Annotated in this window: 19 protein-coding genes; 3 read left to right on the plus strand and 16 right to left on the minus strand. The window is 53.8% G+C overall.

Going from position 1 to position 25083, the window contains the following annotated elements; genetic code table 11:
* Window positions 1-236: 236 nt before the first annotated feature.
* Window positions 237-2534 carry a PKD domain-containing protein gene (locus ACR64Q_RS21530; RefSeq protein ID WP_313733101.1) on the minus strand — a complete coding sequence of 766 codons (2298 nt, stop codon included), beginning with the start codon at window positions 2532-2534 and terminating at the stop codon, window positions 237-239.
* A 677-nt stretch (window positions 2535-3211) separates the two neighbouring features.
* On the opposite strand from ACR64Q_RS21530, the gene ACR64Q_RS21535 reads away from it, so the two are divergent.
* Window positions 3212-4165, plus strand: coding sequence for an IS110 family transposase (locus tag ACR64Q_RS21535; protein ID WP_313733102.1), 954 nt, complete (start codon window positions 3212-3214; stop codon window positions 4163-4165).
* Between the two features lie 150 nt (window positions 4166-4315).
* On the opposite strand, the gene ACR64Q_RS21540 is transcribed toward ACR64Q_RS21535, so the two are convergent.
* From ACR64Q_RS21540 to ACR64Q_RS21550, 3 genes are read right to left on the minus strand one after another with little or no spacing between them, the layout of a single operon-like run.
* On the minus strand, window positions 4316-7447 hold the full coding sequence (locus ACR64Q_RS21540) for an efflux RND transporter permease subunit (protein WP_026602846.1): 3132 nt from the start codon (window positions 7445-7447) through the stop codon (window positions 4316-4318).
* Window positions 7444-8622: an efflux RND transporter periplasmic adaptor subunit gene (locus ACR64Q_RS21545; RefSeq protein ID WP_313733103.1), complete on the minus strand. Its 1179-nt coding sequence runs from the start codon at window positions 8620-8622 to the stop codon at window positions 7444-7446. The genes ACR64Q_RS21540 and ACR64Q_RS21545 overlap by 4 nt, the downstream gene beginning before the upstream one ends.
* Entirely contained in the window at window positions 8619-10019 is a 1401-nt protein-coding gene (locus ACR64Q_RS21550; protein WP_026602848.1) for an efflux transporter outer membrane subunit, read from the minus strand. The genes ACR64Q_RS21545 and ACR64Q_RS21550 overlap by 4 nt, the downstream gene beginning before the upstream one ends.
* A 261-nt stretch (window positions 10020-10280) precedes the next feature.
* On the opposite strand from ACR64Q_RS21550, the gene ACR64Q_RS21555 reads away from it, so the two are divergent.
* Window positions 10281-11024, plus strand: a complete 744-nt coding sequence (locus ACR64Q_RS21555; protein WP_313733104.1) for a methylenetetrahydrofolate reductase — start codon at window positions 10281-10283, stop codon at window positions 11022-11024.
* Between the two features lie 150 nt (window positions 11025-11174).
* Here ACR64Q_RS21555 and trpC read toward each other — a convergent pair whose 3' ends face one another.
* The 5 genes from trpC to trpD form a co-directional block, all read right to left on the minus strand.
* Window positions 11175-11975 carry an indole-3-glycerol phosphate synthase TrpC gene (trpC, locus tag ACR64Q_RS21560; protein ID WP_313733105.1) on the minus strand — a complete coding sequence of 267 codons (801 nt, stop codon included), beginning with the start codon at window positions 11973-11975 and terminating at the stop codon, window positions 11175-11177.
* Between the two features lie 318 nt (window positions 11976-12293).
* Window positions 12294-13487 (minus strand): hypothetical protein, encoded by a 1194-nt coding sequence (locus ACR64Q_RS21565; RefSeq protein WP_313733106.1) that lies wholly within the window; start codon window positions 13485-13487, stop codon window positions 12294-12296.
* 650 nt (window positions 13488-14137) lie between these two features.
* Window positions 14138-14389, minus strand: a complete 252-nt coding sequence (gene brnA / locus ACR64Q_RS21570; RefSeq protein WP_313733107.1) for a type II toxin-antitoxin system BrnA family antitoxin — start codon at window positions 14387-14389, stop codon at window positions 14138-14140.
* On the minus strand, window positions 14379-14642 hold the full coding sequence (locus ACR64Q_RS21575) for a BrnT family toxin (protein ID WP_313733108.1): 264 nt from the start codon (window positions 14640-14642) through the stop codon (window positions 14379-14381). Before ACR64Q_RS21575 ends, brnA begins: the two co-directional genes overlap by 11 nt.
* Before the next feature lie 63 nt (window positions 14643-14705).
* Window positions 14706-15713 carry an anthranilate phosphoribosyltransferase gene (gene trpD / locus ACR64Q_RS21580; protein WP_313733109.1) on the minus strand — a complete coding sequence of 336 codons (1008 nt, stop codon included), beginning with the start codon at window positions 15711-15713 and terminating at the stop codon, window positions 14706-14708.
* 448 nt (window positions 15714-16161) lie between these two features.
* On the opposite strand from trpD, the gene ACR64Q_RS21585 reads away from it, so the two are divergent.
* Window positions 16162-17004: a hypothetical protein gene (locus ACR64Q_RS21585; protein ID WP_026602855.1), complete on the plus strand. Its 843-nt coding sequence runs from the start codon at window positions 16162-16164 to the stop codon at window positions 17002-17004.
* Between the two features lie 217 nt (window positions 17005-17221).
* On the opposite strand, the gene ACR64Q_RS21590 is transcribed toward ACR64Q_RS21585, so the two are convergent.
* The 7 genes from ACR64Q_RS21590 to groEL form a co-directional block, all read right to left on the minus strand.
* A complete protein-coding gene (locus tag ACR64Q_RS21590; protein ID WP_313733110.1) occupies window positions 17222-18454 on the minus strand; it encodes a TIGR03862 family flavoprotein in 1233 nt (410 codons plus the stop codon).
* 289 nt (window positions 18455-18743) lie between these two features.
* Window positions 18744-19013: a DUF2442 domain-containing protein gene (locus tag ACR64Q_RS21595; RefSeq protein WP_081733824.1), complete on the minus strand. Its 270-nt coding sequence runs from the start codon at window positions 19011-19013 to the stop codon at window positions 18744-18746.
* The gene (locus ACR64Q_RS21600; RefSeq protein WP_197026970.1) at window positions 18973-19146 is read right to left on the minus strand and encodes a DUF4160 domain-containing protein; all 174 of its coding nucleotides are present in this window, start codon (window positions 19144-19146) and stop codon (window positions 18973-18975) included. The genes ACR64Q_RS21595 and ACR64Q_RS21600 overlap by 41 nt, the downstream gene beginning before the upstream one ends.
* Before the next feature lie 62 nt (window positions 19147-19208).
* Window positions 19209-19799 (minus strand): anthranilate synthase component II, encoded by a 591-nt coding sequence (locus ACR64Q_RS21605; RefSeq protein WP_026602857.1) that lies wholly within the window; start codon window positions 19797-19799, stop codon window positions 19209-19211.
* Window positions 19796-21280, minus strand: coding sequence for an anthranilate synthase component I (gene trpE, locus ACR64Q_RS21610; RefSeq protein ID WP_313733112.1), 1485 nt, complete (start codon window positions 21278-21280; stop codon window positions 19796-19798). Before trpE ends, ACR64Q_RS21605 begins: the two co-directional genes overlap by 4 nt.
* A gap of 108 nt (window positions 21281-21388) precedes the next feature.
* The gene (locus ACR64Q_RS21615) at window positions 21389-23176 is read right to left on the minus strand and encodes a sigma-54-dependent Fis family transcriptional regulator (protein ID WP_026602859.1); all 1788 of its coding nucleotides are present in this window, start codon (window positions 23174-23176) and stop codon (window positions 21389-21391) included.
* 212 nt (window positions 23177-23388) lie between these two features.
* Complete coding sequence (gene groEL / locus ACR64Q_RS21620) at window positions 23389-25071, minus strand: chaperonin GroEL (RefSeq protein WP_313733113.1); 1683 nt, start codon at window positions 25069-25071, stop codon at window positions 23389-23391.
* Between the last annotated feature and the right edge of the window lie 12 nt (window positions 25072-25083).

Here is a 25083-nt window from a genome sequence, read left to right on the forward strand (position 1 = left end):
GGAGGGGCTTGCGCGTCTTTTGCAGTTTACGTGGCTACGCAGAGCCGGCGATTTGAAGGCTTGTTGTTGAACCAGGCAACAGAATCTTTTGGGAGAGGAGGGATAAGCAGCCAGGGAATGCAAGCAGACGTGGAAATGTTTGTAAGGCTATCCCGATTCGAATCAATTATCGTCAACCGGGATAACTCCGAAATAAGCCGGGGACGGCCAAGAATCAGCCGCCCCCGAGCATTAATTTACCAGGACAAACTGCGTGAAATGGCACCACTGCCATCGTACAAGTAGCCATTCTTGACGACCTTGGTGACGGTAAACGCGCAGGTACCCTTGCTATTTTTGGGCAGCGGCGCACTGCTCAGGGCAGCCGAGCCTTTTGTGCCGCTAATGGAATAGCTCGCTCCGGTCACATTGGTTTTTGTCGTACCCGAGGCCACCGAACCGCTCCAAGTGCCATAGATGCTGGCACCGATAACTGATGCTGTTCCGGATTTAACGGTAATGTTAGCAACGCATTGCGATTTACCTCCGCTTAACAATTTTCGAGTCATCACGGTACCTGCAACTTTCATATTCATTGCCACGACACTTTGTGCCGCCTGAATACTTTGCGAAGTACTGGTTTTCAAACCGCTGCTATCCGTAACGGTCAGTGTTGCGGTATAGGCACCAGGGGTGTTGTAGATGTGACTGACCGATGCGCCGCTAGTTGCCGCGGAACCGTCGCCGAAATTCCATGCGTATGACGAGATCGAGCCGTTTCTAGCACTGGAGCCGGAACCATTCAGCGTCACATTGAGTGGTGCGTCGCCGACAGTTGGCAGAGCCGTGATGACTGCTGCGGGTGGCACCGCAGCCAAAATGGGGTAATTGCCGGTAATTTGATATTGACCGAGGCTGCCGTAGTCAGAGTAGCCAGTAGTTAAGTCGCCTTTACCGACCCCTTCGATTTTCAGGAAATATTTTCCGGCGTTGAGCGAAACGCTTAAGGATGCCGCCAAGCTGTCCACCGGATTGGCTTGGGCCACGGTATTGCCTTGCGCGTCAATTAACTTTAATAACACATCCAAATTGGGCGCTACTGCATCGGGGGTGACATTGAACTGCGCGCTTCCCCCGCCGGTTGAAAACACGAAAATATCGGCGTCCGTCGTGCGTTCGATGATGCCATTTTGCAAAACAGCGCTGGCGTCGCCTGCCAATGGTGCCGCACTGGCTGTTGTATCGGGGAAGTCATCGGGTCGTACTGGAGCACCCGCAGCATTTATCACCGCAAGATCATCCTGTAGATTGTTAGCGCCCGGATACTCGCCTTTACTCCATTGTGCGACAGGTTTGTAATAACCCACCCCCATGACTGGCGCCCAGCCGGTTGCACCGCTACCGTGGCCGGCATAATAGCCGGTGGAGGCATTGCCATCATGATTGAGGTTCAAGTTATGCCCGACTTCGTGCGATACGGCTTCGGCAACGTATTTGGGATAACCGTTGCCCAGTTTGTCGAAGAATACCCAGGCGGGCCGATAGCGCTCCGGATAGGCGGCTGAATAATATGAAAACACATTAACGTAAGCCACACCGCCGCAAGTTTGGTTGCAAAGTTGCGGCATGGAACGGGTAACGACTACTCGAGTGCCGTACTGCACATCGCTGGTGCTGGTGCGTCTCAGGGCGTCCAAAACGGGTTCCTGCGTGGTAACGTCAACATCGAACGGCGCGTAGTCTTCAGCTACGCGCTGCCAGATCTCGCGAATGTTATTTAATTCCGCGCTGCTGAAAGCGCTTGGGTTGCTGTCGATATCGTAGGCTTGGGCATTAAGCGCAGTCGTACTCCACGCCGTATTCGTTGCTACATGGCCGTTGAAATCCAAATAGATAACGCGATTCGAGCCTGGCTTGCTGTGCAGGGCGAACGGGTCGGCCGTTGCCGTGCTCGCCACGCCGCTGCCTGTGCTGTTTACCGTGGCGGTTTCTTGTTCGCCTTGCCCCTGAGTAACATTAGTATGTTCGTCGATATAGAGAAGGCGGCCGCTTTCATCGATCCAGGCCGACGCATCGGTGCGCAATATATCTTCCAGGCGCTCGCTGGACATGTCGTAGGCTTTAGCCACATCCCCCAGCTTATCGCCCAATGCGTCGATAGCTGCCTGGCCGTTCTTTTTCTCGGTTAGCGTAATTTGCGGAAATGCCATTTCAGTTTCCGCCTCGGCCAAGTCGGTAATTTTGGCTGACGAACTTTGCGCTTTTGCCCTAACCACGTCGAATGGGTTTTCCATGCCCGACCCATTTAAACCGGAGACGAATGCTTGAACTCGGCCATCGGCAAGCAGGGTCAGCCCGTAGTTATAACCGATCAAAGCGCCTTCGGCTTCTTGTTGCGAAGAAAAGTACAAAGGCTCTGCAGATATGCCGGCGGCTGAGGCGGGTAATTCGGTACTCAAATCATTTTCGATTGTTGCTTTCTGTTCAATCGGTGGTGTGGCGCAACCCACTAAAGTAGTGATGACAGCGGATGCGATGAATGTCTGTTTGTTCATGGTGGACTCCCGTGCATGAAAAGATCACTGTACCCATTCTCAAAATTGGCAGGCACAGGCTAGTAATACTGACGACAAAGTAAAGAACAACGTGCCCAAAAATTCTGAGAACAGAGTGGCTAATTTAAAAAAGAACGGAAAAACTGAGCGGCGCCGACCTTTCCCCAAGGTAATTTATAACAATACCCAATCGCCGCTCCCCAGAAAGCGCGAGCCCTTTGCAATCACATTACTAGATCCGCGCATACACAACGATGACAATTTTTTCAGACCTCCCCAAAGCTATGATGGTAGTAGTTGAAAAGCCCCGTCGCTGCCACCGTACCTTCAGCATAGCACCGGCGTGATTGGATTTCCTTACAACGCGAATCAGCCGCTATTAACCCGGACCTGAATTTATCACTGCTATTCCGTTCGGGCTGAGCTCGTCGGAGCCCAGGCGGGTGCGCACATCGACAGGCTTGTATGGTAAAGGTTAAGAGAATCGGGGAGACTTTGGTTGTCGGGATGGAGGGACATCGACAAGCATCTGCTAAGACAGACCTCACTGAGAAATCATCCCATCGCGTCTTCCAGAGTCGATGAAGAATCTAGCGGTTAGGCCGCCGATTTGTGCACAAGCTTACTCGGCAGACGCACCACCCCGACTCTCTTATTTTTCAACAGGTGGAGGACGTATGACAAGCGAAATGTTGATCGGTATCGATGTAGCAAAAGATGAACTGGTGATAGATTCAGAGCAGGGTTTGTTGACGCTTGCCAATACGGCAGAGGCCATCAATGCCTGGCTGAAGACGTTACCGACCGGGAGTTATATTGGCCTGGAAGCCACCAGCGATTATCATCAACTCATGGCAGAGCAAGCGGTATTGATGGGCATGGTCGTCTATGTGCTGAACCCACGGGATATGCGCCATTATGCCCTGGGTTTGGGCAGACGGGGCAAGACGGATCGAGTGGACGCCCAAATGATCCGGCGATTTATCACCGCTGAACGGGGTCATTTACGTCCCTATCAACCTGCTTCGGCGATGCAGCACCAAGTGACTTTACTGCAACGGCGCCGTGCGACGGTCGTCAAGCATCGTCAAGCTCTGCAAAAAGCCTTGCGAAGCGTGAAGGAACTTGAAGCGCCACTCATTGATACCGTGGCCGCCTTGGACGGATTGCTCAAGCATATCGATCAGCAACTGGATGACTTATTAACTTTGCAGCCTGCACTGAAAGCCGAGGCCCGACGTCTTGAGAGCATACCGGGTATTGGCCGGCAAACCTCAACACAGCTGGCTGTCTTGTTTGATCGGGTCCCGTTAAGCCGCAGCGATGCCGTAGTAGCCTTTGTCGGGCTGGATCCCCGAGCCTGTGACTCAGGCCAAAAGCGGGGCCGCCGACGCGTATCCAAACGGAGACCGGGTGAACTGAGACGGCTGTTATACAACTGCGCCCAGGCAGCCGTCAAAACGGCTGTGTGGAAACCCTATTACCAAGAGTTAAGAGCCAGAGAGTTCTCGGCAACTCAGGCGCTAGTGATTATCGCCAGAAAATTATTACGCATCGCATTCTCGCTTTGGCAACAAGCCGATGCCCGATTTGACGCTCAGAAAATTGCTTGCCTCAACAATGCAGCTTGACGAAAACCATAGAATCTCAATACCCTCAAGGGCATAAAGGCGAACGGTATTTAAGGGCCGGGTTAATAATTCAGGCAGCGGTGGCAACATCGGTACCTGCGAAAATCCCACTTCCACCAAGGCATCTAGCCAAACTTACAGCTTTGGTTTTCACATCGATGCTGCTTGTCGCCTGGCCCCCAAAATCGCATAACATACCGGCGTCAAAATCAAGCTGGCGGCCATGCCGATCAGCAGGCCGGCCGACAGCGACAAGGTCATCGGAATCAGGAATTGCGCTTGCTGGCTGGTCTCGAGTAGCGTCGGCAAAAAACCGGCAAAGTTAGTCAGAAAGGCCAGCAAAATCGGGCGAAACCGCGCAACACAGGCGGCGCTGATCAGGTGTTCCACCGAGGTATCCTCGTCGCCGTGTTGACGAATATAATCCAGCAGCACCAGGCTGTCGTTCACCACCACGCCGCTGGCGGCGATCATGCCCACCAAGGACTCCATCGACAAGGGCAATCCGGCCGCCCAATGCGCCAGCACTGCGCCGCTCCAGGCCACCGGCGCTGCCAACAGAAAGATCAGCGGTTTGCTGTAAGATTTAAACGGCACCGCGATCAAAGCATAGATCACCAACAGTGCGATCAAGGTGTTTTTGCCGAAGGCCGCCAGCATCGCTTCCTGTTCCTGGCGCTGTTGGCCGATTTGCACATTCAAGCCGGGAAACGCCTGCTCCAGAAGCGGCAAGGCGCCGTTTTCCAGCGCGGCGTAAATACCGTTGACATCGGCCTTGGTCGGATCGACGCGGGCTTGTACCTTCAACACCCGATGCCGGTCTTCGCGGTTCAACCGGGAATAGCCTTGCACCAATTTGATCTCGGCCAGATCGTTTAGCGGCACGCTGCTGCCGTTCGGTAGGCGTACCGGTTGCGCCTTCAGTGTATCCAGCGATTGCCGCTGTTCCAAGGGATAGCGCACCATCACTTTTACTTCCCGGCGACCGCGCAGGAAGCGGTGCACTTCCTCGCCGTAATAACCCTGGCGGACTTGCTCGGCCATTTGTTCCAGGCGCAAGCCCAGGCGTTCGGCTTCCGGCTTCAGCGCCAGCCGCACTTCCGGTTTGCCCGGTTCGGACGAGTCGATCACATCGTAAACGCCGGGAAAGGCTTCCAGTATCTTTTTAAGTTGCTCGGCGGCGGGTTGCAGCAGGCTTGGGTCGCCGGCGCCTAGATTCAACTCGATGTCGTAAGGTACGTCGCCTTCCTTATAAATAAAATCGACCTTGCCGCGGCCGATGTCGCCGATCCGTTGCCGCCAGTCGCGGATGAACTGCTCCACTTTCAAGCGCTTGCGGCCTTCCGCCGAGAACTCCAGCCAGATGCCGGCGCCATGGTCCCAGATCGCGGTTTCCACGCCGACGATGACGCTATCGTCGTTGGCATGGGCGGCGGCAACGCTATCGGCGGCGGGTTGACCGGTTTGCGCGACACCGTCCAGCTCGTCGCGCAAGGCAAACAAGGCTTTTTCCACCTGGGTCGCCAATGCCTGAGTCTCGCTGTACGGCGCACTCTGTGGAAGCTTCATCGATACCCAAAAGCTGTCCTTGGTGACATCGGGATTGACCGATTGCCGCACCCGGTCGCTGAGCACCAACGCCGCACAGATAGTCAGCAGCGCGATGAAGATCGCGACGGTCAAATAGCGCCAGGCCAGCGCGGTTTCCAGTAAAGGCTTATAAACGCGCACGACGAAACGATCCAAGCCCCGATTCATGCGCTCGCGCAAGCGTTGTAAGCGGCTCGGGTTTGCTTTTGAGTCGGTGTCGCCGACCAGATGCGACGGTAGAATCAGCAAGGCTTCGACCAGCGAGAATACCAGCGTCAAGATCATCACCAGGCAAATCGGCCGCATCATCTGTCCGGCCCAGCCGGGCAAAAATAGACCGGGCAAAAACGCCACCAAGACGATCAACACCGACAGACTGACCGGCAGTGCCACTTCCCGCACGCCCTGTATCGTGGCCTGTAATGGCGACTCCTTGCCTTCAATCTGCCTGCTATGCACGCTTTCGCCGATGATGATGGCATCGTCCACCAAAATCCCCATCGCCAACAGAAAGCCGAACAAGGACAGCATGTTCAGGGAAATATCCAGGGCCGGCATCAGCCAGAACGCACCTAGCACCGAGGTAAAAATGCCGACGCCGGCCCACAACGCTACTCGTAAACGTAAGAACAAGGTCAGCACCAGACAGACCAGCACGAAACCGCTCAAACCGTCTTCCAGCAAGGTGCCGATGCGCTCGTCGTAAGCTTGCGAATCGTCCCACCAGGTAATCAGGCGCAGGCCTTCCGGCAATTGTGTGCGCATCTCTTCGACATACGCCTTGACGCGCCGCGCGACCGCGACGCTGTCTTGCTCGGTGTGAATCTCCCAACCCTGCGCGGTCTGGCCGTTGTGATGCCAGGTCCACAAGCGTTCTTCCAGACCATCTTTAATGGTGGCGATTTGATCCAAGCGCACTCGATTGCCGTCCGGCAAGGTCTTGACGATTAAGGCGCCGACCGCGTCGGCATCGCGGGCCCGGCCGCTGACCCGCAGCAATAGCTCGCCGTCCGGATTTTTGATCAGGCCGCCCGGCAGATCTACCGAGGCCCTGCGCACCGCTTGAGCCATTTCGTCCAACGTCAGTTGGTATTTGCGCAATTGTTGCGGCGAGACTTCGATGTCGATTTCGTAGGCCAGCTCGCCGTAATTGCGGGCTTTACTGACGCCGGGTATCGCCGCGAGTTGTTCCTGGATCCGGTCGCCGTAACGCTGCAAGGTGGCAGCATCGGTGGCGCCGTGTAAAGCCAGCCAGATCACGCCGTCGTCGTCCTCGCGGTCGGCCGGCAACACCTGGATTTTTTCCAATTGTTTCGGCAGGCGCGGAATGGCTTGCACCCGGCTTTGCAGCGTCGCCATCATCTGGTTGCGGTCGTGGTCCGGCAGCACCTCCACATCGATCTCGCAGCTACCGCCTCTGATTTCGCCGTGCAGATGTTTGACGCCAGGCACATCGTGGATGGCTTCCTCGATGGGTACGCACACCGATTCCTCGACTTCCGCCGGTCCGGCGCCCGGAAAAACCGCTTCGATCTGAATTTTATGCGGGCTGAAACGCGGAAATACTTCCTTATCGACGCCGAGGATGCCCAGCACACCGCCGGTCAGGATCAATAGCATCAACAGATTGGCGGCGACCGGGTTGCCGGCAAACCAGGCCAATAGGCCTAAACGCTGGTTGGCTGACGTCATTGGGCGGCTTCAGGCTGCGCTTCGACTGCGTTGACTTTCATTCCCGCCACCGGCACCGGCATTTCCGACACCACTACCCGTTCGCCGGCATTTAAACCGGCCTTGACGACGACGCGCTGGGCTTCGTGGCGCAGCACTTGCAGCTGGCGAATTTCCAAACGTTGCTCAGCGTCGACCAGCTTGGCTTGTTGCAAACCGTTCAATGCGGTGCGCGGCAGCGCAAACAGACCGTCGCGGCGCACCCCTTCAATCTCGGCTTGTACGAACAAGCCGCTCAGCAAGGGCGGGCTATCCGAGGTTTCCCGGAACGGCTCGGCGACTTGCGCAACCAGATAGAGCTGACCGCTGTTGTCGTCCAGCGCCGCTTCGCTGCGGACGATGCGGCCTTGCCAGGTTTGCGGTTTGCCGGCCAGATCCGCGCGCAAGGTCACCGCCGGCCAGCGACCGACCTTGCCGTTTTGTCCCAAAGGCAGTTCCAAGAAGGCCAGTTGCTCGGTGCCGATCGGCAGGCGTATTTCGGCGACATCGCTGGCGTAAATTCGCGCCACGGCTGCGCCGGCCTGAATATATTGCCCCAATCCGGCTTGCTTGCTCAGTACCCGGCCGGCAAACGGCGCCCGCAATTCGCAGCGGCTGCGATTGAGTTTGGCCTTGGCCAGATCGGCCTCGGCGGCTTTGAGCTTGGCTTGCGCCTCGGCCAATTGCGGCTTGCGCAGCGCCAACGCAGTCGGCTCGCCTTCGCCCAACGCTTGCCATTCGCTATGCGCTTGCTCGACTTGGGCCTGTTCGTTGATCAAGACCCGCTGGGCCTCGGCCAGCTGGGCTTCGGCGGTGACGATGGCGTAATCGTAATCGCGCGGGTCTATGGTCAGCAGCAATTCGTTGGCGGCGAAGAAACCGCCGGCAACCAGGGCCGGATGGACTTGCACCAGCTTGCCGCCGACTTCGGTCACCAAATCGATAGTCTCGCGCGGCGCCACCACGCCTTGCGACATCACGTTCAGCCGCAGGCTTTGCGGTTCGGCGCGGACCACGTTGACCTTGGGAGCAGTCGGTTCGGCGCTCTGCTGAACGGTTTGCGGCTTGGCGGCGATAATCGCCCAAGCCGCGCCGGCCGCCGCCAGCAAGACCAGGATCGGTAACAGAATTTTTAAATTGAGTACTTGCGGATTCAAACGCCACCGCCTAATGCCAGATAGAGATTGATACGATTGTTCAATAATTGCCGTTGCACGGCCAAATGCGCGCTTTGGGCGTTGAGGGTGCTGCGGTAGCTGTCGAGCAAGGTGAGGATTTCGATCAATCCCTGCCGGTAGGAATACACCGCCAGCTTACGGCTGGCTTCGGTTTGCTCGACGGCTTCGCGTAAGGCTTGTTCCTGGGTGCGCAGCCAGGCCTCGGCGGCCAGTGCTTGCTCTACCTCGCGAAAGGCGTTCAAGGCCACGCTTTGGTATTGGTTAAAGGCTTCCTGGACTTTAGCCTCGTTATAACGAATCTCGCCTTGCAGCCGGCCGCCGGTAAACAGCGGCTGCGCCAGGCCGGCGGCCAAATTCCAGGCCGCCGCGCGCGGGTCGATGATCTCGGTCAAGGCCGCGCTGCTGGCGCCGCCGGCACCGGTCAGCGTCACGCGCGGCAGCAAGGCTTTTTCGGCGCTTTCCAATCGGGAATCAGCGGCCCGCAAGCGTTTGAACGCGGCGATGACGTCCGGGCGGCGTTCCAACAGCTCGGCCGGCAAACCGGCGCTCAAGGTTTCCGGCGGCTGCGGTAATCGAAATGTAGCGTCGAATTCTTGCCTGATTGGATCGTTCCCCGGATACCGGCCCAGCAAGGTTTGCAGGCGCTTGCCCAACAATTGCACATCATTACGGGCTTGCGCCAGCTGCGCTTCGGCATTCGCCAGATCGGTCAGCACCAAGCGCAAATCCAGGCCGCGGGTCAACCCCCTGTTGAAACGGCCGCGCACCAGATCGACAATGGTGCCGCGGTCTTTGACCGACTGTGCCGCCACCGTCGCTTGCAATTGGGCTTCACTGAATTCGAAATAGGCTTGGGCAATCCGTGCCGCCAGCGATAATTGCGCGGCGCGATAATCGTCGCCAGTCGCCTCGGCTTCGGTTTCAGCCGCTTGTTGTCCGGCCTTGATCCGGCCCCAGACATCTAGCTCCCAGCTCAGGTTGAACAGCGCCGTAAACGCGCCGTATTCGCTGCTTTCGCCGCCCATATTGGTCTTTGCGCGTTGATAGCCGGGTGTTAACGACAGTTGTGGCCAACGGCCGGAGCCGGCGATAATGGCTTGCTCGCGGGCCGCATCGACACGAGCAGTGGCACTTTTTAAATCGAAGTTATCTCTCAGCCCTTGCTGCACCAAGATCGTTAAATTCTGATCGTTAAACGCTGCCAACCAGCCAGTCGCGGCCGGTTCGGCAAAGTGGCCGTTGCTGCTCCAGTTTTGCGGTGCCTGAAACGCCAAAGCATGTGCATCCCGAGGCGCAGGCGATTCGCAGCCTACGGCCCATAGCGCCGATAGGGCTGAAACAATCCATAACATCGGGCGGCGGGGTTTGGCGAGCATTAGTTCGGGATGGGCGGGAATGGCTAAATAAATCTGATGAATATAGGGAGGCTATTGAGTAAGACGTTCAAGGCGGCTAAATCCCCACCGCAACCGAAAAATAATAGAGGCAATACCCCGCGCGGCAATCGACGGGTAAGCCGCTTAAGCTCGACCAAAGAAGTCGGTCATGTCCGCCGGGATTTGTTTTTACTGCGTTACAATCCATACTTTGCGCATGGCGCTCGTTTCCAGTCAATTCTTTAACTACCCAGCCACACGATGAATATTTCGTTTGAAATCGTCCCTCGCAGCCTAGAGGCCTTCGACCAGCAATACGGCTTTGTACAAACTCTGGACAAAGGTATCAACATCATCAATGTTCCTGATATCCAGCGCTTCGATACCCGCAGCTGGGAATTAGCGACCCGCGTCGATCGAAGCAAATACCGCTTTATTCCGCATTTTCGCGCGATAGATTTCAAAATCGAAAGCGGCGAACTCTACCGCATCATCGAAGACTATGCGCTCGACAGTGTTCTGTTGGTGTCCGGCGATCCGCCGGAGGGGCTGAAGCGGTCGTTTTACAATACCGATGTGGTCGATTTGATTCGGGCTGTGCGTCAGCGTTTCCCAAGCCTGCATATTTATGCCGGCTTCGACCCGCACCGTAGCGGCGTCCAGGATGAATGCGATTACATTCAGCGCAAGGTCGATGCCGGAGCCGGCGGGTTTTTCTCCCAGCCGTTCTATGACAGTCGCATGATCGACATCTACGCCGAACATATGCAACATCTGGAAACCTACATTGGCATCAGCCCCATCACCAGCAAGGCCTCGATGAATTATTGGGAAGTCAAAAATAAGGTGAAGTTTCCGAAGAGTTTCCAGCCGGATTACGACTGGAACGTCCAATTTGCCAACAGCGTAATCACCTCGGCGGCGGCGAATGGCCTGAATGTCTATTTCATGCCGATACGAATAGATTTGGCGCGGTATTTTGGTGAGATTAAATTGGGCGGGTAATGTTGACCCCGGCCATCGTTCCCACGTTTCGCGTGGGAACGCCGCCATGGACGCTCTGCGTCGTCCTTGAGATAGTGATTCACTATCTCAAGGACCGATCGAATGCTGTTTCCAATCGGCTGTCAGGATCAATCTAAACCAAGAGATAACCTAAAAAAACAACTCGCGCATTTTTTGCCCCGGCGATTCGGCGCGCATAAACGCTTCACCAACCAAGAAGGTATAAATGCCGTTGTCCTGCATCAACTTCACATCTGCCGGGGTGTGAATGCCGCTTTCGGTGACGATCAGCTTGTCCGCCGGAATGGTGTTTTTCAGATCCAGCGTGGTTTGCAACGATACATCAAACGTACGCAGGTTGCGGTTATTGATGCCGATCATATTGGTGTTCAGCTTTAGCGCCCGTTCCAGTTCTTCCGCGTCATGCACTTCGGTCAATACGTCCATGCCCAAGCCGGTGGCGGTGTCGGCCAGTTCTTTCAACATCGCGTCGTCCAGTGCGGCGACGATCAGCAGAATGCAATCGGCGCCTAAGGCGCGCGATTCGTGGATTTGATACGGATCGATCATGAAGTCCTTGCGAATCGCCGGCAGCGGGCAATTTTGCCGCACCATTTGCAGATTGGCTTCCGAGCCCTGGAAAAACTCTTTGTCGGTCAGCACCGACAAGCAAGTCGCCCCGCTGAACGCATAATCAACGGCGATTTCTACCGGCTTGAAGTTCTCGCGAATCACGCCCTGGCTGGGCGAGGCTTTCTTGATTTCGGCAATAATCGCCGGTTTTTTCTGGTCTGCCTTGCTGCGTAGGGCCGAATAAAAGCCGCGTGGGCCTTGCACGGTGCCGGCTAGTTCTTGCAGTAGCGACAGCGGCGTATTGCTTTTGCGGCGAGCTACTTCTTCGGCTTTTTTGGTTAGGATGGTTTTTAGAATGTCGGGAGTGTTGTTCGTCATTGTTTGGTTTTGTGTGTGGTGTCGCTATCGCGACTAATTATATTTGAAGTCGGGTCTCGGCCCGACAGCCGAGATACTTTTCTTTGCTTGTCCAAAGAAAAGTATCCAAAAGAAAAGACACCCCGATGCCGCTTTGATCCTGCGCTCCGAAGGGTTTGAACGGGGTTGCCTGAAGGGGCTTCCCAGCCCCTGCATGCAACGCGACGCATCCATGCCGTCGCCCCTAACGGGCTAATCCGTCCAAACCCTCCGGTGCTCGGCGCGGCATAGGGGGAGAAAACCATCCCGGATTCCGGTACTCTTCAACCAGGCTAGTTGCTATGACTCCCAATTAAAGTCCGGCTTTCCACTATAAGGCTCTAAAAACCGAACCCCGCTCTCATCCCGCATTGAATATAAAATTGGATAATCATTCTGAATCAAATATTCAACAAACTTATTTAATTCGAATTGTAATTCCTTAACAAATGCGATTTGATCATCAAACTGTGTAGGTACATTACATAACCTTAGCACTGCTTGCCAAACTCCTCGGCTCTCTAGAAGGGAAACCAATTTTTCTTTTACAGGGTTGGGCACTTGTTCGATTCCTGAGTATAAATCAGTCATTTTATTGGTCAAATCTCGTAAATCAAACAAACTGCCAGGCTTATCTCCTGTATCGGAAAAATAAAACAATCTTCTATCGGTATACTCTAAAAACATGTATTCCAAAGCCGCGCTATACTTTATTTTATTGACAGAAATATATTTATTTACAATGCCAATTCTTTTGCATCTAAACCTTTTATCTTCTCGATAAAAAGCAATGCTTTGTGGAAAGCTTACTAACCCGCTTAAAGTAATTAAGGCAACAAAAAATGCAATTGTATAAATTGGCATCCTAGCGACCTGAACAAGGAAGCCTCCATTAACTGCTTTATTAAAAAAAGTTTCTTCTTTTTTAATATTATCAAGCAACCTAGGGCTTCCCGATTCAAGACCAGCAATAACACCTGTTGGGATAATTTTCATGGGGTTGTTGTCTGAAGCCAACACCAGGACTGTAACAGTGAAGTAGTCACTAGGCTCCAAAATTATTGGTGAAAATGATACCGAAGACTTTGATAAAAAGTGCGGCTCTAATTTTTCAGAAAAATACTCTTTGCTTCCAGAAATTTTCGGTTCCTCAAGTATTTCTCCATTGTCGAAAGAAAAGCCTAACGGAAGTTTTTGATCGTAATCCCCAATGCGAATTGTATTCTCCCCTGAGTTGGTTACGCTAAAAACAATCATCCTTAACGTTTGATTGCTCTCTTTCAAGCTTCTGCCATCATACAAAACATCAAGTTTACTAATTTTTTCCTTTATTTCTATTACATAGCTATCTGAAATTAATTGATATACTATATCGGTTTTCTTAGTGTAATAAAATGTTAAAAGTAGACCGATACCCCCAATAACAAGACCAATTATTGTAATAGCAGCATTAACTTTTGGGTTATTAACAATTGCAGCCAGTGAATTAAACATATAAGTTTATTAATTTAGGACCGTAGGATGTGCTGAACAAAGTGAAGCGCATCGTTCGCGAATGATGCTGCCTCCTAACGTCGGCAGCATCCTACAGCAGAACACTTACCCAAGCTTTGAAAATTATCTGCTGCCTTTAGCAGGTTGGTGAAAAACTCTTTTTTACAACAAATCGAGCCTATATTTAGTACCACCAGGTTCGCATTGATACGAAATAAAGACCTCTTCCTGCTGAATTAGTGTCCAGAATATGGTTTTTCACCAACCTGTTAGTTTTCAAGGAGTGAGGTTATTCCCCTATGCGCGCCGAGCACCGGAGAGTTTGGGCGGATCAGCCCGATAGGGGCGACGCATGGATGCGTCGCGTTGCATGCAGGGGCTGGGAAGCCCCTTCAGGCAACCCCGCTCAAACCCTCCGGAGCGCAGGATACAAGCGGCATCGGGGTGGCTTTTTCTTTGGATACTTTCTTTTGGCCAAACACAAATTCGTCAGGAACGAATTTGAACAGCCGATAGGCTGGCCCGCAGGGCGAAAACCAAGGATGGTTTTCGTAGCGAAAGTATCTCGGCTGTCGGGCCGAGACCCGACATTAAAATCAGCCTTCGCGATAGCGACACAAAATCTAAAACACGTCCTATGCTATTAAAATTTATCGCACTTCATTCGACGAATAACCCTGAGCAACCTTCTCAAGCCTCTCGGCAAGCCAGACTTTGATAATGGATTGCCTGGTCACACCAAGCTTTCCAGCTTCCCGGTCAAGCGATTCAATCATCCAAGTCGGAAAGTCGACATTGACTCGTTTCTGCTCTTGCAATATTCGCTTGGCCTTGGATGTATCCAACGCGGCGGTAATATCCACATCGTCATCAAACTGCTGTTCAAAGTCTTTAGCTTTCATATAGATTCACCTCCTCGGTGCGAGAACGACGAACGGAAATTAATCGGATATTGCTAGACCGGTAAGTAATGACGGCCGACCAGTGTTTGCCGCCAATTTTTCCTATTACCAGAAAGCGCGGCTCGTCTTCTGTTTTTGCAGGAATTTCCAATAGTCTCGGATCATTCCATAGCAACTGGGCATCCACAAAATTGATACTATGTTTCAGAAGGTTTGCCTGACTTTTTGCCTCGTCAAACTCAAAAGTTATCATGGTATAGAAAATATACCTTTATTAAGTTAAAGGCAACCGGATAATGACTTGGAGAGGCAGCATTTAAGAATACCCAATCAACGCCTCAAACTTCCCCAACGCACTCCTATCCGCCAACACCTGATGCGCCCGCCGAATCCCGGCATCCAGGGAATCGGCCAAGTCGGCGGCGTAAATCGCCGCGCCGGCGTTCAAGGCCACGATGTCGCGGGCCGGGCCGGTCTGGTTATTCAATACCGCGCGGATGATCGCCAGGCTATCCGCAGCGCAGGTAATCGACAAGGTTTCCAGGCTGGCGCGTGGCAAGCCGAACTGTTCCGGGGTGACGGTGTAACAGTGCACGATACCGTCTATCAACTCCGCAACGTCGGTCGGGGCGGCGATGCTGATTTCATCCAGACCATCGCGCGCGTGGACTACCAGCACATGCTTGCTGCCCAGTTTTTTCAGGACTTCCGCGACCGGCACCAGCCATTGTTTATCGAACACACCGATCAATTGATGCGGCGCATTCGCCGGGTTGGAGAGCGGGCCGATCAGATTGAACAAGGTGCGCACGCCCATTTCCTTGCGCGGGCCCACCGTATGCCGCACCGCGCTATGATGTTTGGCGGCAAACAAAAAGCCGACGCCGATTTCATTTACGCATTGCGCCACTTGTTCGGCGGGCATATCCAGGTTGATGCCGGCGGCTTCCAGCACATCGGCGCTGCCGCAACTGCTGGATACCGACCGATTGCCGTGTTTGGCCACTTTGCCGCCCGCCGCCGCGACCACGAAGGCGGCGGTGGTGGAAATATTAAAGGTATTTGCGCCGTCGCCGCCGGTGCCGCAGGTGTCTATCACGTGTTCGCCATGCACCGGCACCGGCCGGACCAGTTCGCGTAACACACTAACCGCCGCGGCAATTTCTTCGATGGTTTCGCCCTTGCAGCGCAACGCAATCAAGAAGCCGGCGATTTGCGCATCGGTCAGCTCGCCTTGCATCATGGTACGCATTACAGCGCACATTTCCTCGGTGCTGAGGTCTTGTTTATCCAGAAGTTTTTGCAGCGTGGCTTGGATTTGCATGGAGTGGGTAGCCGGTATATTCGTCGAGTCTGGGATGATAACAAACGCCGGCAATTATAGAAAACCTGGAAGACGCTAAATCCCGAGACCGCTTCGGTCGATACGGTCTCGCGAACGTTGCATTTGGCGGGTGAGTATCTCATGCCAAAAAAGCAGACGGTGGGACTGAAATCAGGTGTCTGGGAATCGCTATTGGTAGGTAAAAAAGGCCGTTTTAATCCAAGGTGGTTTTTAAATTTCACGTTTTTTTGACTTTGCGCATTGATTATTCCGTATTGTCTCCATGGCAATTGACGGTGGCTAATTTAGCTGCTAAATGACGCTTAAGACTAGCTTTTCAAGTAAGCGGCTTGATGCTGCTAGCTAGTCTTATCAAGCATGACAATGGCCTTTGGCCGTTTGGTGATGCGCTAAAAACCTGTTCCCGTTAATCAATGGAGAAACGACCATGAAACACCTTTTTAAGCCGATTCGGCGACCTTGCATTAAGACTTACCTGTTTAGTTTACTGGTGCTACCTCTTTGCGTCGTGCAATCCGCTGGGGCGGCCACGATTTCCGCGAGCGCGGCCATCGACTGGAGTACCTTTAAAATTACAGCTATCGATATCGGGAATGGCCTGCCGACCTTGACCTGGAGTAACCAGGGCGACAACAGCCAAGTCAATTATGGTTACTACTATAATGCTTACGACAGCGTGGCAAATTGGAGCGCCGGGACTATGGCCACTGAAGGAGTATCCACATCAAGCTATAGCAAGTCTGCTTCCAGCTCCACATCGATTAGCGAAATAAAATCCAATGCTTTAATCGACGGGTCCTTTCCATATAGCTTATCCGCTAGTAGCAACAGCCAACGGTCCGGCAATTTCACCGTGCAAGGTAGCGGGCTTTTACTTTTTGAGGCGAATTACAGTTTGACGGAAGACGTGGGTACGTCGAGCAACGCTTCGGCAAGTTCCAACATTAGCTTCAATTTGAGTTATTACAATGGCGGGAATTCCGGGTCGGTTAACCAAAATATCAACCGTTATATTTCAAACGGCTCCGCGCCCGTTGCGGAAACCGATGTCTTGTCTGTCGCTTTGGTCTTTAAAGACGGCTGGACCGGAAATTTTTCCGCGAATACCAGCGCATCTGTTTCCGGTTATGACTACGGCAGCGGGGGCGGCGGAAGCGTACCTTTACCGGGCGCTTTCTGGCTATTCGGCAGCGCATTGGTCACAGCCGCCTCACTGCGGTCGGCTAATACTATCCGCATGATGAAATCATTTGCAAAAGTCGCGAGCTAAGCAAGATGTTTGGGGGTAGCTTCCGTCTACCCCTTTTTTTCGAATTGTACTGGCCTAATGATCACCTCGGCGGGCATTTTGTCCTACCGTCATTTGACTTTCGTATTTGCCGGTTGGCATCCTTGATCCGGTTATTTAGCAGGCGTTTATTTTTCAAAAAGCCGAGCGATTCAAGCGGACGGACTCGGTCAACAGCCACCGCGAAAACTCCTGCATCTCATTGTTGCTGTAGCCAAGCTAAGGCTCCTAAGCCTGCCGTGCGACCGGTGGCCAAGCAGGCGGTGAGCAGATAACCACCCGTCGGCGCTTCCCAATCCACCATCTCGCCCGCTACAAATACACCGGGAAACTTTCGAAGCATCAGGCGTTGGTCCAGTTCATTGAAACAGACGCCGCCGGCACTACTGATCGCTTCTGCAATAGGCCGGGTAGCCGTTAGCGTGATAGGCAGTGCTTTCAAGGTTTCGGCAAGTTTGCTCAGGTTATCCATTTCGGCGGCAGACAAGGCTTCTCTCAGTAAAGCGGCTTTGGCGCCGCTAACACCCAAACGTTTGCGCAGATAATTGCTCAAGCTGTCCTTGCCGCGCGGCTTGGCTAGACGGTCGATGATGTTTGCCAAACTGCGATCCGGCAGCAAATCCAGCTGTATAGCCGCCGAACCGCTAGCGCCGATTTCATCACGCAGCGGCGCGGACAGCGCATAAATCAAGCCGCCTTCCAAACCGTACTCGGCTATCGTCAGTTCGCCTTGCTGGTTGAATGTCTCGCCGTTCTGATTTGTGAATAAGATGCTAACCGGCTTGAGCGGCTGGCCGGCAAAACGTTCGCGAAAATAGTCACTCCAGGCAATTTCAAAACCGCAGTTGACCGGCTTTAGCGGTTCAACGGCGATGCCGCGCTGCGCTAGCATTGATTGCCAAACACCCGTCGAACCCAGTTGCGGCCAACTGCCGCCGCCCAAAGCTAAAATAACCGCATCGGCCTGGACAATCCGCTCGCCGTCCGGCGTATCGAAGCGTAGTTCATTTTTCGTCCATCCCAGCCAGCGATGGCGCATGCGGAACTGTACGCCGTTGGAACGCAGGCGGTGCAGCCACGCTCGTAACAACGGCGCGGCTTTCATTTCGTTGGGAAACACCCGGCCGGATGTGCCGACAAAGGTTTCGATACCCAAGCCTTGTACCCAGGCTCGCAAAGCGTCCGGCGCAAACTCGTTAAGCAACGGTTCCAGTTCGGCGCGCCTCGCACCGTAGCGGGACAAAAACCTCTCGAACGATTCAGAATGGGTAATATTCATGCCGCCCTTGCCAGCCATCAAAAACTTGCGCCCGGCCGAGGGCATCGCATCGTAAACGGTGACGTTGAGCCCGGCTTGGCTCAATACTTCGGCGGCCATCAGACCTGCAGGACCAGCGCCGATGATGGCGACAGAGTGGTTAAAGGAAGTCAATGCGTGGCGAGGCTAAAGTTTCATGTTCTAACCAGCCTTTCCTTGCCAATATATGCCCAGGAGCGCTCCGACACCGACTAAGCTCACGCAATATCCCGATGTAAAAGGTTCGATAGAATATGAAAGAAAAAACGCCAAGCCGATGGAGATTAGAACGCACAATACAAATCGCCAATGTATTGCTCCCCAAATCAAGGAAAAGAGCTCATCCATGTTTTACGAAGTAGTGCCTTGATAGTTTGAATGAACGGTCGATACGGATTGCAAATCGAGATGTCATGCAGTTAATTTAGGACTGACTACTGGCTTGCAATGGAAATCTCTCCGGATGTTTGATCATCTCCACAGTCAAGTCGATATCCATTTCTGGCCAGTAAAAATGATTGGGTGAAGGCTCTTCAACACGGAGAATGGCATTGATAGGCTGATTTTTAAACCACGGAAAGTCATCATAAGACATGAATAACTCTTCGGTCCGAGTCAGCAACCATACGCCGTGACTGGATATGTGTGTCACTTCAGCCGGGGAAATGTTGTTGCCAAGCGCTAATGAGTTCATCGTAATGTTTCTCCACTAAAGATTCGATTTCTTTTAGCTGCTTTCTGGAATATCGATAGTTTTTTGCCAGCTCAATTTCCGGTTTAAGCCAAAATTTGGCCTCGCCGTCTTCGGAAACGATGTGCACGTGCATTCTAGGTTCTTCCCTTGAGAAGAAAAAGAAGCGGTAGCCCGCTTCTTTAAAGACCGTCGGAGTCATCGCGCCAAAAAATTCCGCAACATATCATGCCCATGTTCGGTCAGAATCGACTCTGGGTGGAATTGCACGCCTTCTATATCCAGGGTTTTATGCCTTACGCCCATGATTTCGTCGATATTTCCGGCTTCGTCCTGGGTCCAGGCTGTCACTTCCAGACAATCCGGCAAGCTGGTTTGTTCTATCACTAGCGAGTGGTAGCGGGTGGCGGTGAACGGGTTGCTCAGGCCTTTGAATACGCCGGCATCCTTGTGATAAACCGGCGAGGTCTTGCCGTGCATGATCTGCTTAGCGTGGATGATGTTGCCGCCGAACGCGTAACCAATGCTTTGGTGTCCCAGGCAGACGCCCAGAATCGGATATTTGCCGGCGTAGCGGTGGATGGTTTCCACGGAAATACCGGCTTCTTTGGGTGTGCAGGGGCCGGGGGAAATCACGATCTTGTCCGGGCGCAGCCCTTCGATGTCATCCACCGTCACTTCGTCGTTGCGCACCACCACCACCTCGGCACCCAATTCGCCGAAATATTGCACCAGGTTGTAGGTGAACGAATCGTAGTTGTCGACCATCACCAATCTGACGCCGCTCATGCTTTGCCTCCGAGGCCGGCTTCGGCCATGCTGACGGCGCGGAACACCGCGCGGCCTTTGTTCATTGTTTCATCCCATTCGCTGCGCGGCACGGAATCGTAAACGATGCCGGCGCCGGCTTGAATGTGTAAGGTTTGATCTTTAATCACCGCCGTGCGGATGGCGATGGCGGTATCCAGATTGCCGGACCAGGAGATGTAACCGACTGCGCCGGAATAAATGCCGCGCTTGACCGGCTCCAGTTCGTCGATAATTTCCATCGCCCGAATTTTCGGCGCACCGCTGACGGTGCCGGCTGGGAAGGTGGCAGCCAGTACGTCGAAGGCGTTTTTGCCCTCCTGCAATTCGCCGGTGACGTTGGAAACGATGTGCATGACGTGCGAATAACGCTCGACGATCATCTTGTCGGTGAGTTTGACGCTACCGATTTTCGCTACCCGGCCGGTGTCGTTGCGGCCCAGGTCGATCAGCATCAAATGCTCGGCAATTTCTTTCGGATCGGCCAAAAGGTCTTTTTCCAGTTCCAAGTCCTGTTCGTGAGTCTCGCCCCGACGGCGGGTACCGGCAATCGGTCTGACAGTGATTTCATTGTCTTCCAGGCGCACCAGAATTTCCGGTGAGGAACCGACGATATGAAAATCGGCCAGGTTCAGATAAAACATATACGGCGACGGATTCAGGCAGCGCAAAGCCCGGTACAAATCCAGCGGCGAGGCGCTAAACGGAATCGACATGCGCTGCGACAATACCACCTGCATGCAATCGCCGTCGGTGATGTATTGCTTGGCTTTTCGCACCGCGTCTTCATAGCCTTGCTGGGTAAAGCCGGAGACAAAATCGTGTTCGTGCACGTGTTTAACGGCCGGATGCGCTTGCGGATTGGCTTGCAGTTCGCGCAGTTTTACCACCAGTTCGTCGAGTCTGGCTTTGGCGTTCTCGTAGGCATTGGCCTGCGACGGATCGGCATGGGTCAGCAACAGCATTTTGCCGGACAGGTTGTCGAATATCAGCAAGTCTTGCGACACCATCAGCAGAATATCCGGCGCGCCGATAGGGTCGGGTTTGCCGCTGGGTTGCAGTCGTGGTTCGATGTAGCCTATGGTTTCGTAACCGAAATAACCGACCAGACCGCCATTGAAACGCGGCAAACCGGGCACGTCCGGCACGTTGTAGTTCTGCCGAAATTCTTCTATCCATTCCAGCGGTTGGGCGTGCTCAAACGTTTGAGTATCCAGGCCGTCTTTTTCGACCGTGATGCTATGGCCGCTGATTTTAATGCGGGTTTTGCAAGGTAAGCCGATGATCGAATACCGTCCCCACTGTTCGCCGCCGTGCACGGACTCGAACAAATAGGAATAAGGGCCGTCGGCCAGCTTTAAATATGCGCTGAGCGGCGTATCCAGATCGGCCAGCACTTCGCGGCAGATCGGGATGCGGTTATAGCCTTGTTGGGCGTATGCGGTAAATTCGGCGGGTGTCATTATTATTCTCTTGAAGCAACCGGTTGTGCGACTCGCGATTGTAACGCACAACGCGCCCAGCAGCGACCCGCGCGGCTTAAAACTATGCGCGGCGAATTAGCGCAAGGTTTAGCCGACCTTGGAATGCTCCCGCCAATCGATTTTATCCAGACCGAAGCGCTCGATTTTCCGGTACAGCGTAGTACGAGTTATCCCCAGGTTTTTCGCCGCCAAGGAAATATTGCCCGCACACTCCCGCAGGCTGGCTTTGATACCGTGCAGTTCCCAGTCTTCCAGCGTCATCGCGCGGCCCGGAGCCGCCGGTATCGGGTAGGTTAGCGTGTTGTCCGAGGTTTTATTGTCGATACCCGGCAGCACCTTACCGAGTTCTTCGACAAAATCCAACGGCAAATCCTGCCGGGTAATCAGCGTGTCGCCGGCGGTGTATAGCGTCGCCCTGATGACGTTGATCAGCTGCCGAATATTGCCCGGCCACGGGTGTTGCTCGATCAAGGCAATGACGCTGGGGCAAATACTGATTGCCTGCGGGTTGGGCAGATTGGCCAGTTCGCGCTGCAAGATGTGATGAATGATGCCCAACTTGTCGTCGCGCTCGCGCAAGGGCGGCAGATGAATTTGTGCGCCATTCAAACGATAATACAAATCGCGGCGGAAACGGCCGGCTTCGACTGCTTCCAACAAGGGTACGTTGGTAGCCGCGACGATTTGCACATCCACCTTGATCGGTTTGCTGCCGCCGACTGGCGTGAATTCCGAGGTTTCCAGCACTCTGAGCAAAGTCGATTGCAAATCCAGACTCATGTCGCCGATTTCGTCCAGAAACAGAATACCTTTGTCGGCTAACAGAAACTTCCCCGGTTTGCCGGCACTCCGCGCGCCGGTAAAACTGCCGGCTTCGTAACCGAACAGTTCGCTTTCGATTAAGTCATGCGGAATCGACGCGCAGTTGATCGCAATCAAAGGCTGATTCTTTCGCGGTCCGGCGTGTTTCAGCAGATTGACGAAATGATCCTTGCCCACGCCGGATTCGCCGGTAATCAGCATGGGAATCTTATGGCGTTGCAGTTTCACAGCTTTATCCACCAAGGCCGTCAATTGTTCGGACATCGCTGATTCGTATTGGCTGGGCGGCCTTTTGGCCGGTTTGAACGGGATTTTTTCCAACACCCGCGCTTGCGCAACCGGACTTTGGGTTAAGGGCAGATTGGTATTCAGCAATACGCACAACAAATGTAGGAACGCGAACAACGAGTTCATGCTTTCCTGTCTATCGCTGATCAAGCCGATCACGGCTTGTACGTTGTCGTCCTCATCCAGCAAGGGGTAACCGACCGTGGTGAAGGGGTGTAACAGACTGACAAAATGCTCCATGCCCTGAAAGGCGATCGGTTTTTTCAGTTGCGCGGCGGTGCCGATGCCGTTATTACCCAACACCGCTTCGCTCCAGCGGCTGTGCTTTTCGTACAAACTCAGCATGAAAGGGCTGGCAAACGGATTTTCGCCCAACACTTGTAACAGGCGCCCGTCGGCATCGGTCAATACCAACATGACGCCGGCTTCCTTCAAAAACACGTCGAATTGATGCCCCAAATGCCGGAGCATTTCTGAAATATCGTGAGCGGCGCGGTGGATAAGCGGCTCCGAATCGGTGATCAAACGCCAATGATCCCAGCGTGCGTAATTGCCCAAAGGCAATTGGTATTCTTCCAGACAGCGGCGCCAGGATTCCGAAACCTCCGGGCGTACCCAGTCCGCATGATCGGGTACGCAACGGCTTTGTGCCATCCAGCGCCAGGCCTGTATCGGTCGGTCAACTTCAAACGCTAGTGAGGTTTTGAACGCGCAGGCTTCTTTGATGATTTTAACGTTGTGGGGCAAGTGCAAGGCAATATCCATTTTTCCTCTTGTATTTTGGTGCGCCAAATTAGTATCGGCACAAAACAAAAATATAAAAAACAGAGGTTTAGCTGCTTTTTACGGCGATGTCGTCCAAAATAACAAAATCAAAAAAAGAGGCAATGCGACATAACGTCACATTGCCTTACTCCATTGCAGAATAATGGATAGCTCTAACTTTCGGATAGAGGAGGTTGAGGTAGGAATAACAATTACATACGGGGATCTTCGCGAGTGGCGGCGGCCCATTCCGGCGAATAGCCGGCCATGATGGATAAATCCGGCACATTCATGATTACCGTCTCGCTGCTGATCAAGGTAGCCACCACGCTCACTGCATTGCGCAAGGTCATGCGTACCACTTTCACGGGATCGATAATCCCAATCTCCAGAAAATGTCCGTAGTTCAAAAGCTGCATATCCACGGCAAATGCCGGGTCATCCTGGCTGGCTAAGCGCGTCAGGATGTCTTCGCTATTAAGGCAGCAATTACTCAACAATTGGCGCAGGGGCGCGCCCAGCGCCTGCTTGACGATGGCGATGCCTTGCTGCTGCTCGGCGTTTTCGGCAATCACTTCGTCCAACACCGCCATGCAACGCCACAAACCCACACCGCCGCCAGGTAAAACACCTTCTTGCAGCGCTGCCTTGGCGGACAAATAAGCATTTTCGATCCGCACCAGACGCTCTTTGATTTCCACGTCGGTGATACCGCCGACACTGAATGTGCCGGTCTTGCCCGATAACATCGAGATGCGTTCTTCCAGTTCTTCGGCTTCGTGCGAATTTCCCGTGGCTGAACCTTCGCCGGGTTTGCGGGCACGAACGCGCGCCAACTCGCGCCGGAGCGCCGCTATGCGTGTATTGACCAGTTCGCGCGAACCAGTCGCGCCGATGATCGTCGTATTGCCTTCTGATATGACCGCGCGCTGCGCCTGACCCAGTTGCGCCAGCGTCGCGTCTTCCAGGCGCATGGCATGCGCTTCCAAAATGGCGGTGCCGCCCGTCAACAAGGCCAAATCGCTTAGACGATTGATACGCTTGTCGCCAAAGCCGGGCGGCTTGACCGCCACCACTTTGAAGATACCGCGCACATGATTCAGCAATAACCCGGTTAAAGCCTTTTCAGCCACGGCCTCGGCGATCACCAATAACGGCCGGCCTTCCGCGGCCACTTCTTCCAGAGTGGGTACCAGATCCATAAAGTCGCTGATTTCCCGGTCGTACAACAGAATGTAGGGCCTCTCCAAAACCGCTTCGGCGCGGGTTTTATCGGTGATGAAATAGGGCGATAAAAATCCCTGCTCGTAATAGATACCTTCCACTATCTCCAGCTGGTCTTCCCGGCCATTGCCCAGCTGAAAGGTCAATGTGCCCGCTTCGCCAAGCTCGGCCAAAGCCTGTTTCAACAACTTGCCGACACCGGCTTCGCCTTTAGTAGCGACCAGGGTGATTTTTTCGACCCAGTCATCCGTGCTGTCGGTGACAGCGGTTTTTTGCAAATGCTGCTCCACCAAGATCAGCGCCAACTCCATGCCTTTTTGCAACTGCATGGGATGAAAGCCGGCCGCGACGCTTTTCAACGCTTCGACCGCCAGGCTTTGTGCCAAAACAATTGCTGTGGTAGTGCCGTCGCCTACTTCTCTGGACACCGCGCCGGCAACATCCCGCAACATGCGCGCGCCCAAATCGGCAATCCGATCTTCCATGGCGATGGCATTGGCAACCGTAACGCCATCTCGGGTAAAGATGGGCATGATGCCGTCGGTTCGATGTTGAATCATCACCGCGGGGCCGGCGCTACCCAGCGTAACGCTTGCTGCTCGCGCCACCGCATTGATGCCTTGCAGCAGACGCTGGCGAGCTTCCGGGTTGTAAATAACGTGTTTACTCATTTCTAGGATGTC

This window comes from Methylomonas sp. 2F7 (assembly GCF_057126975.1).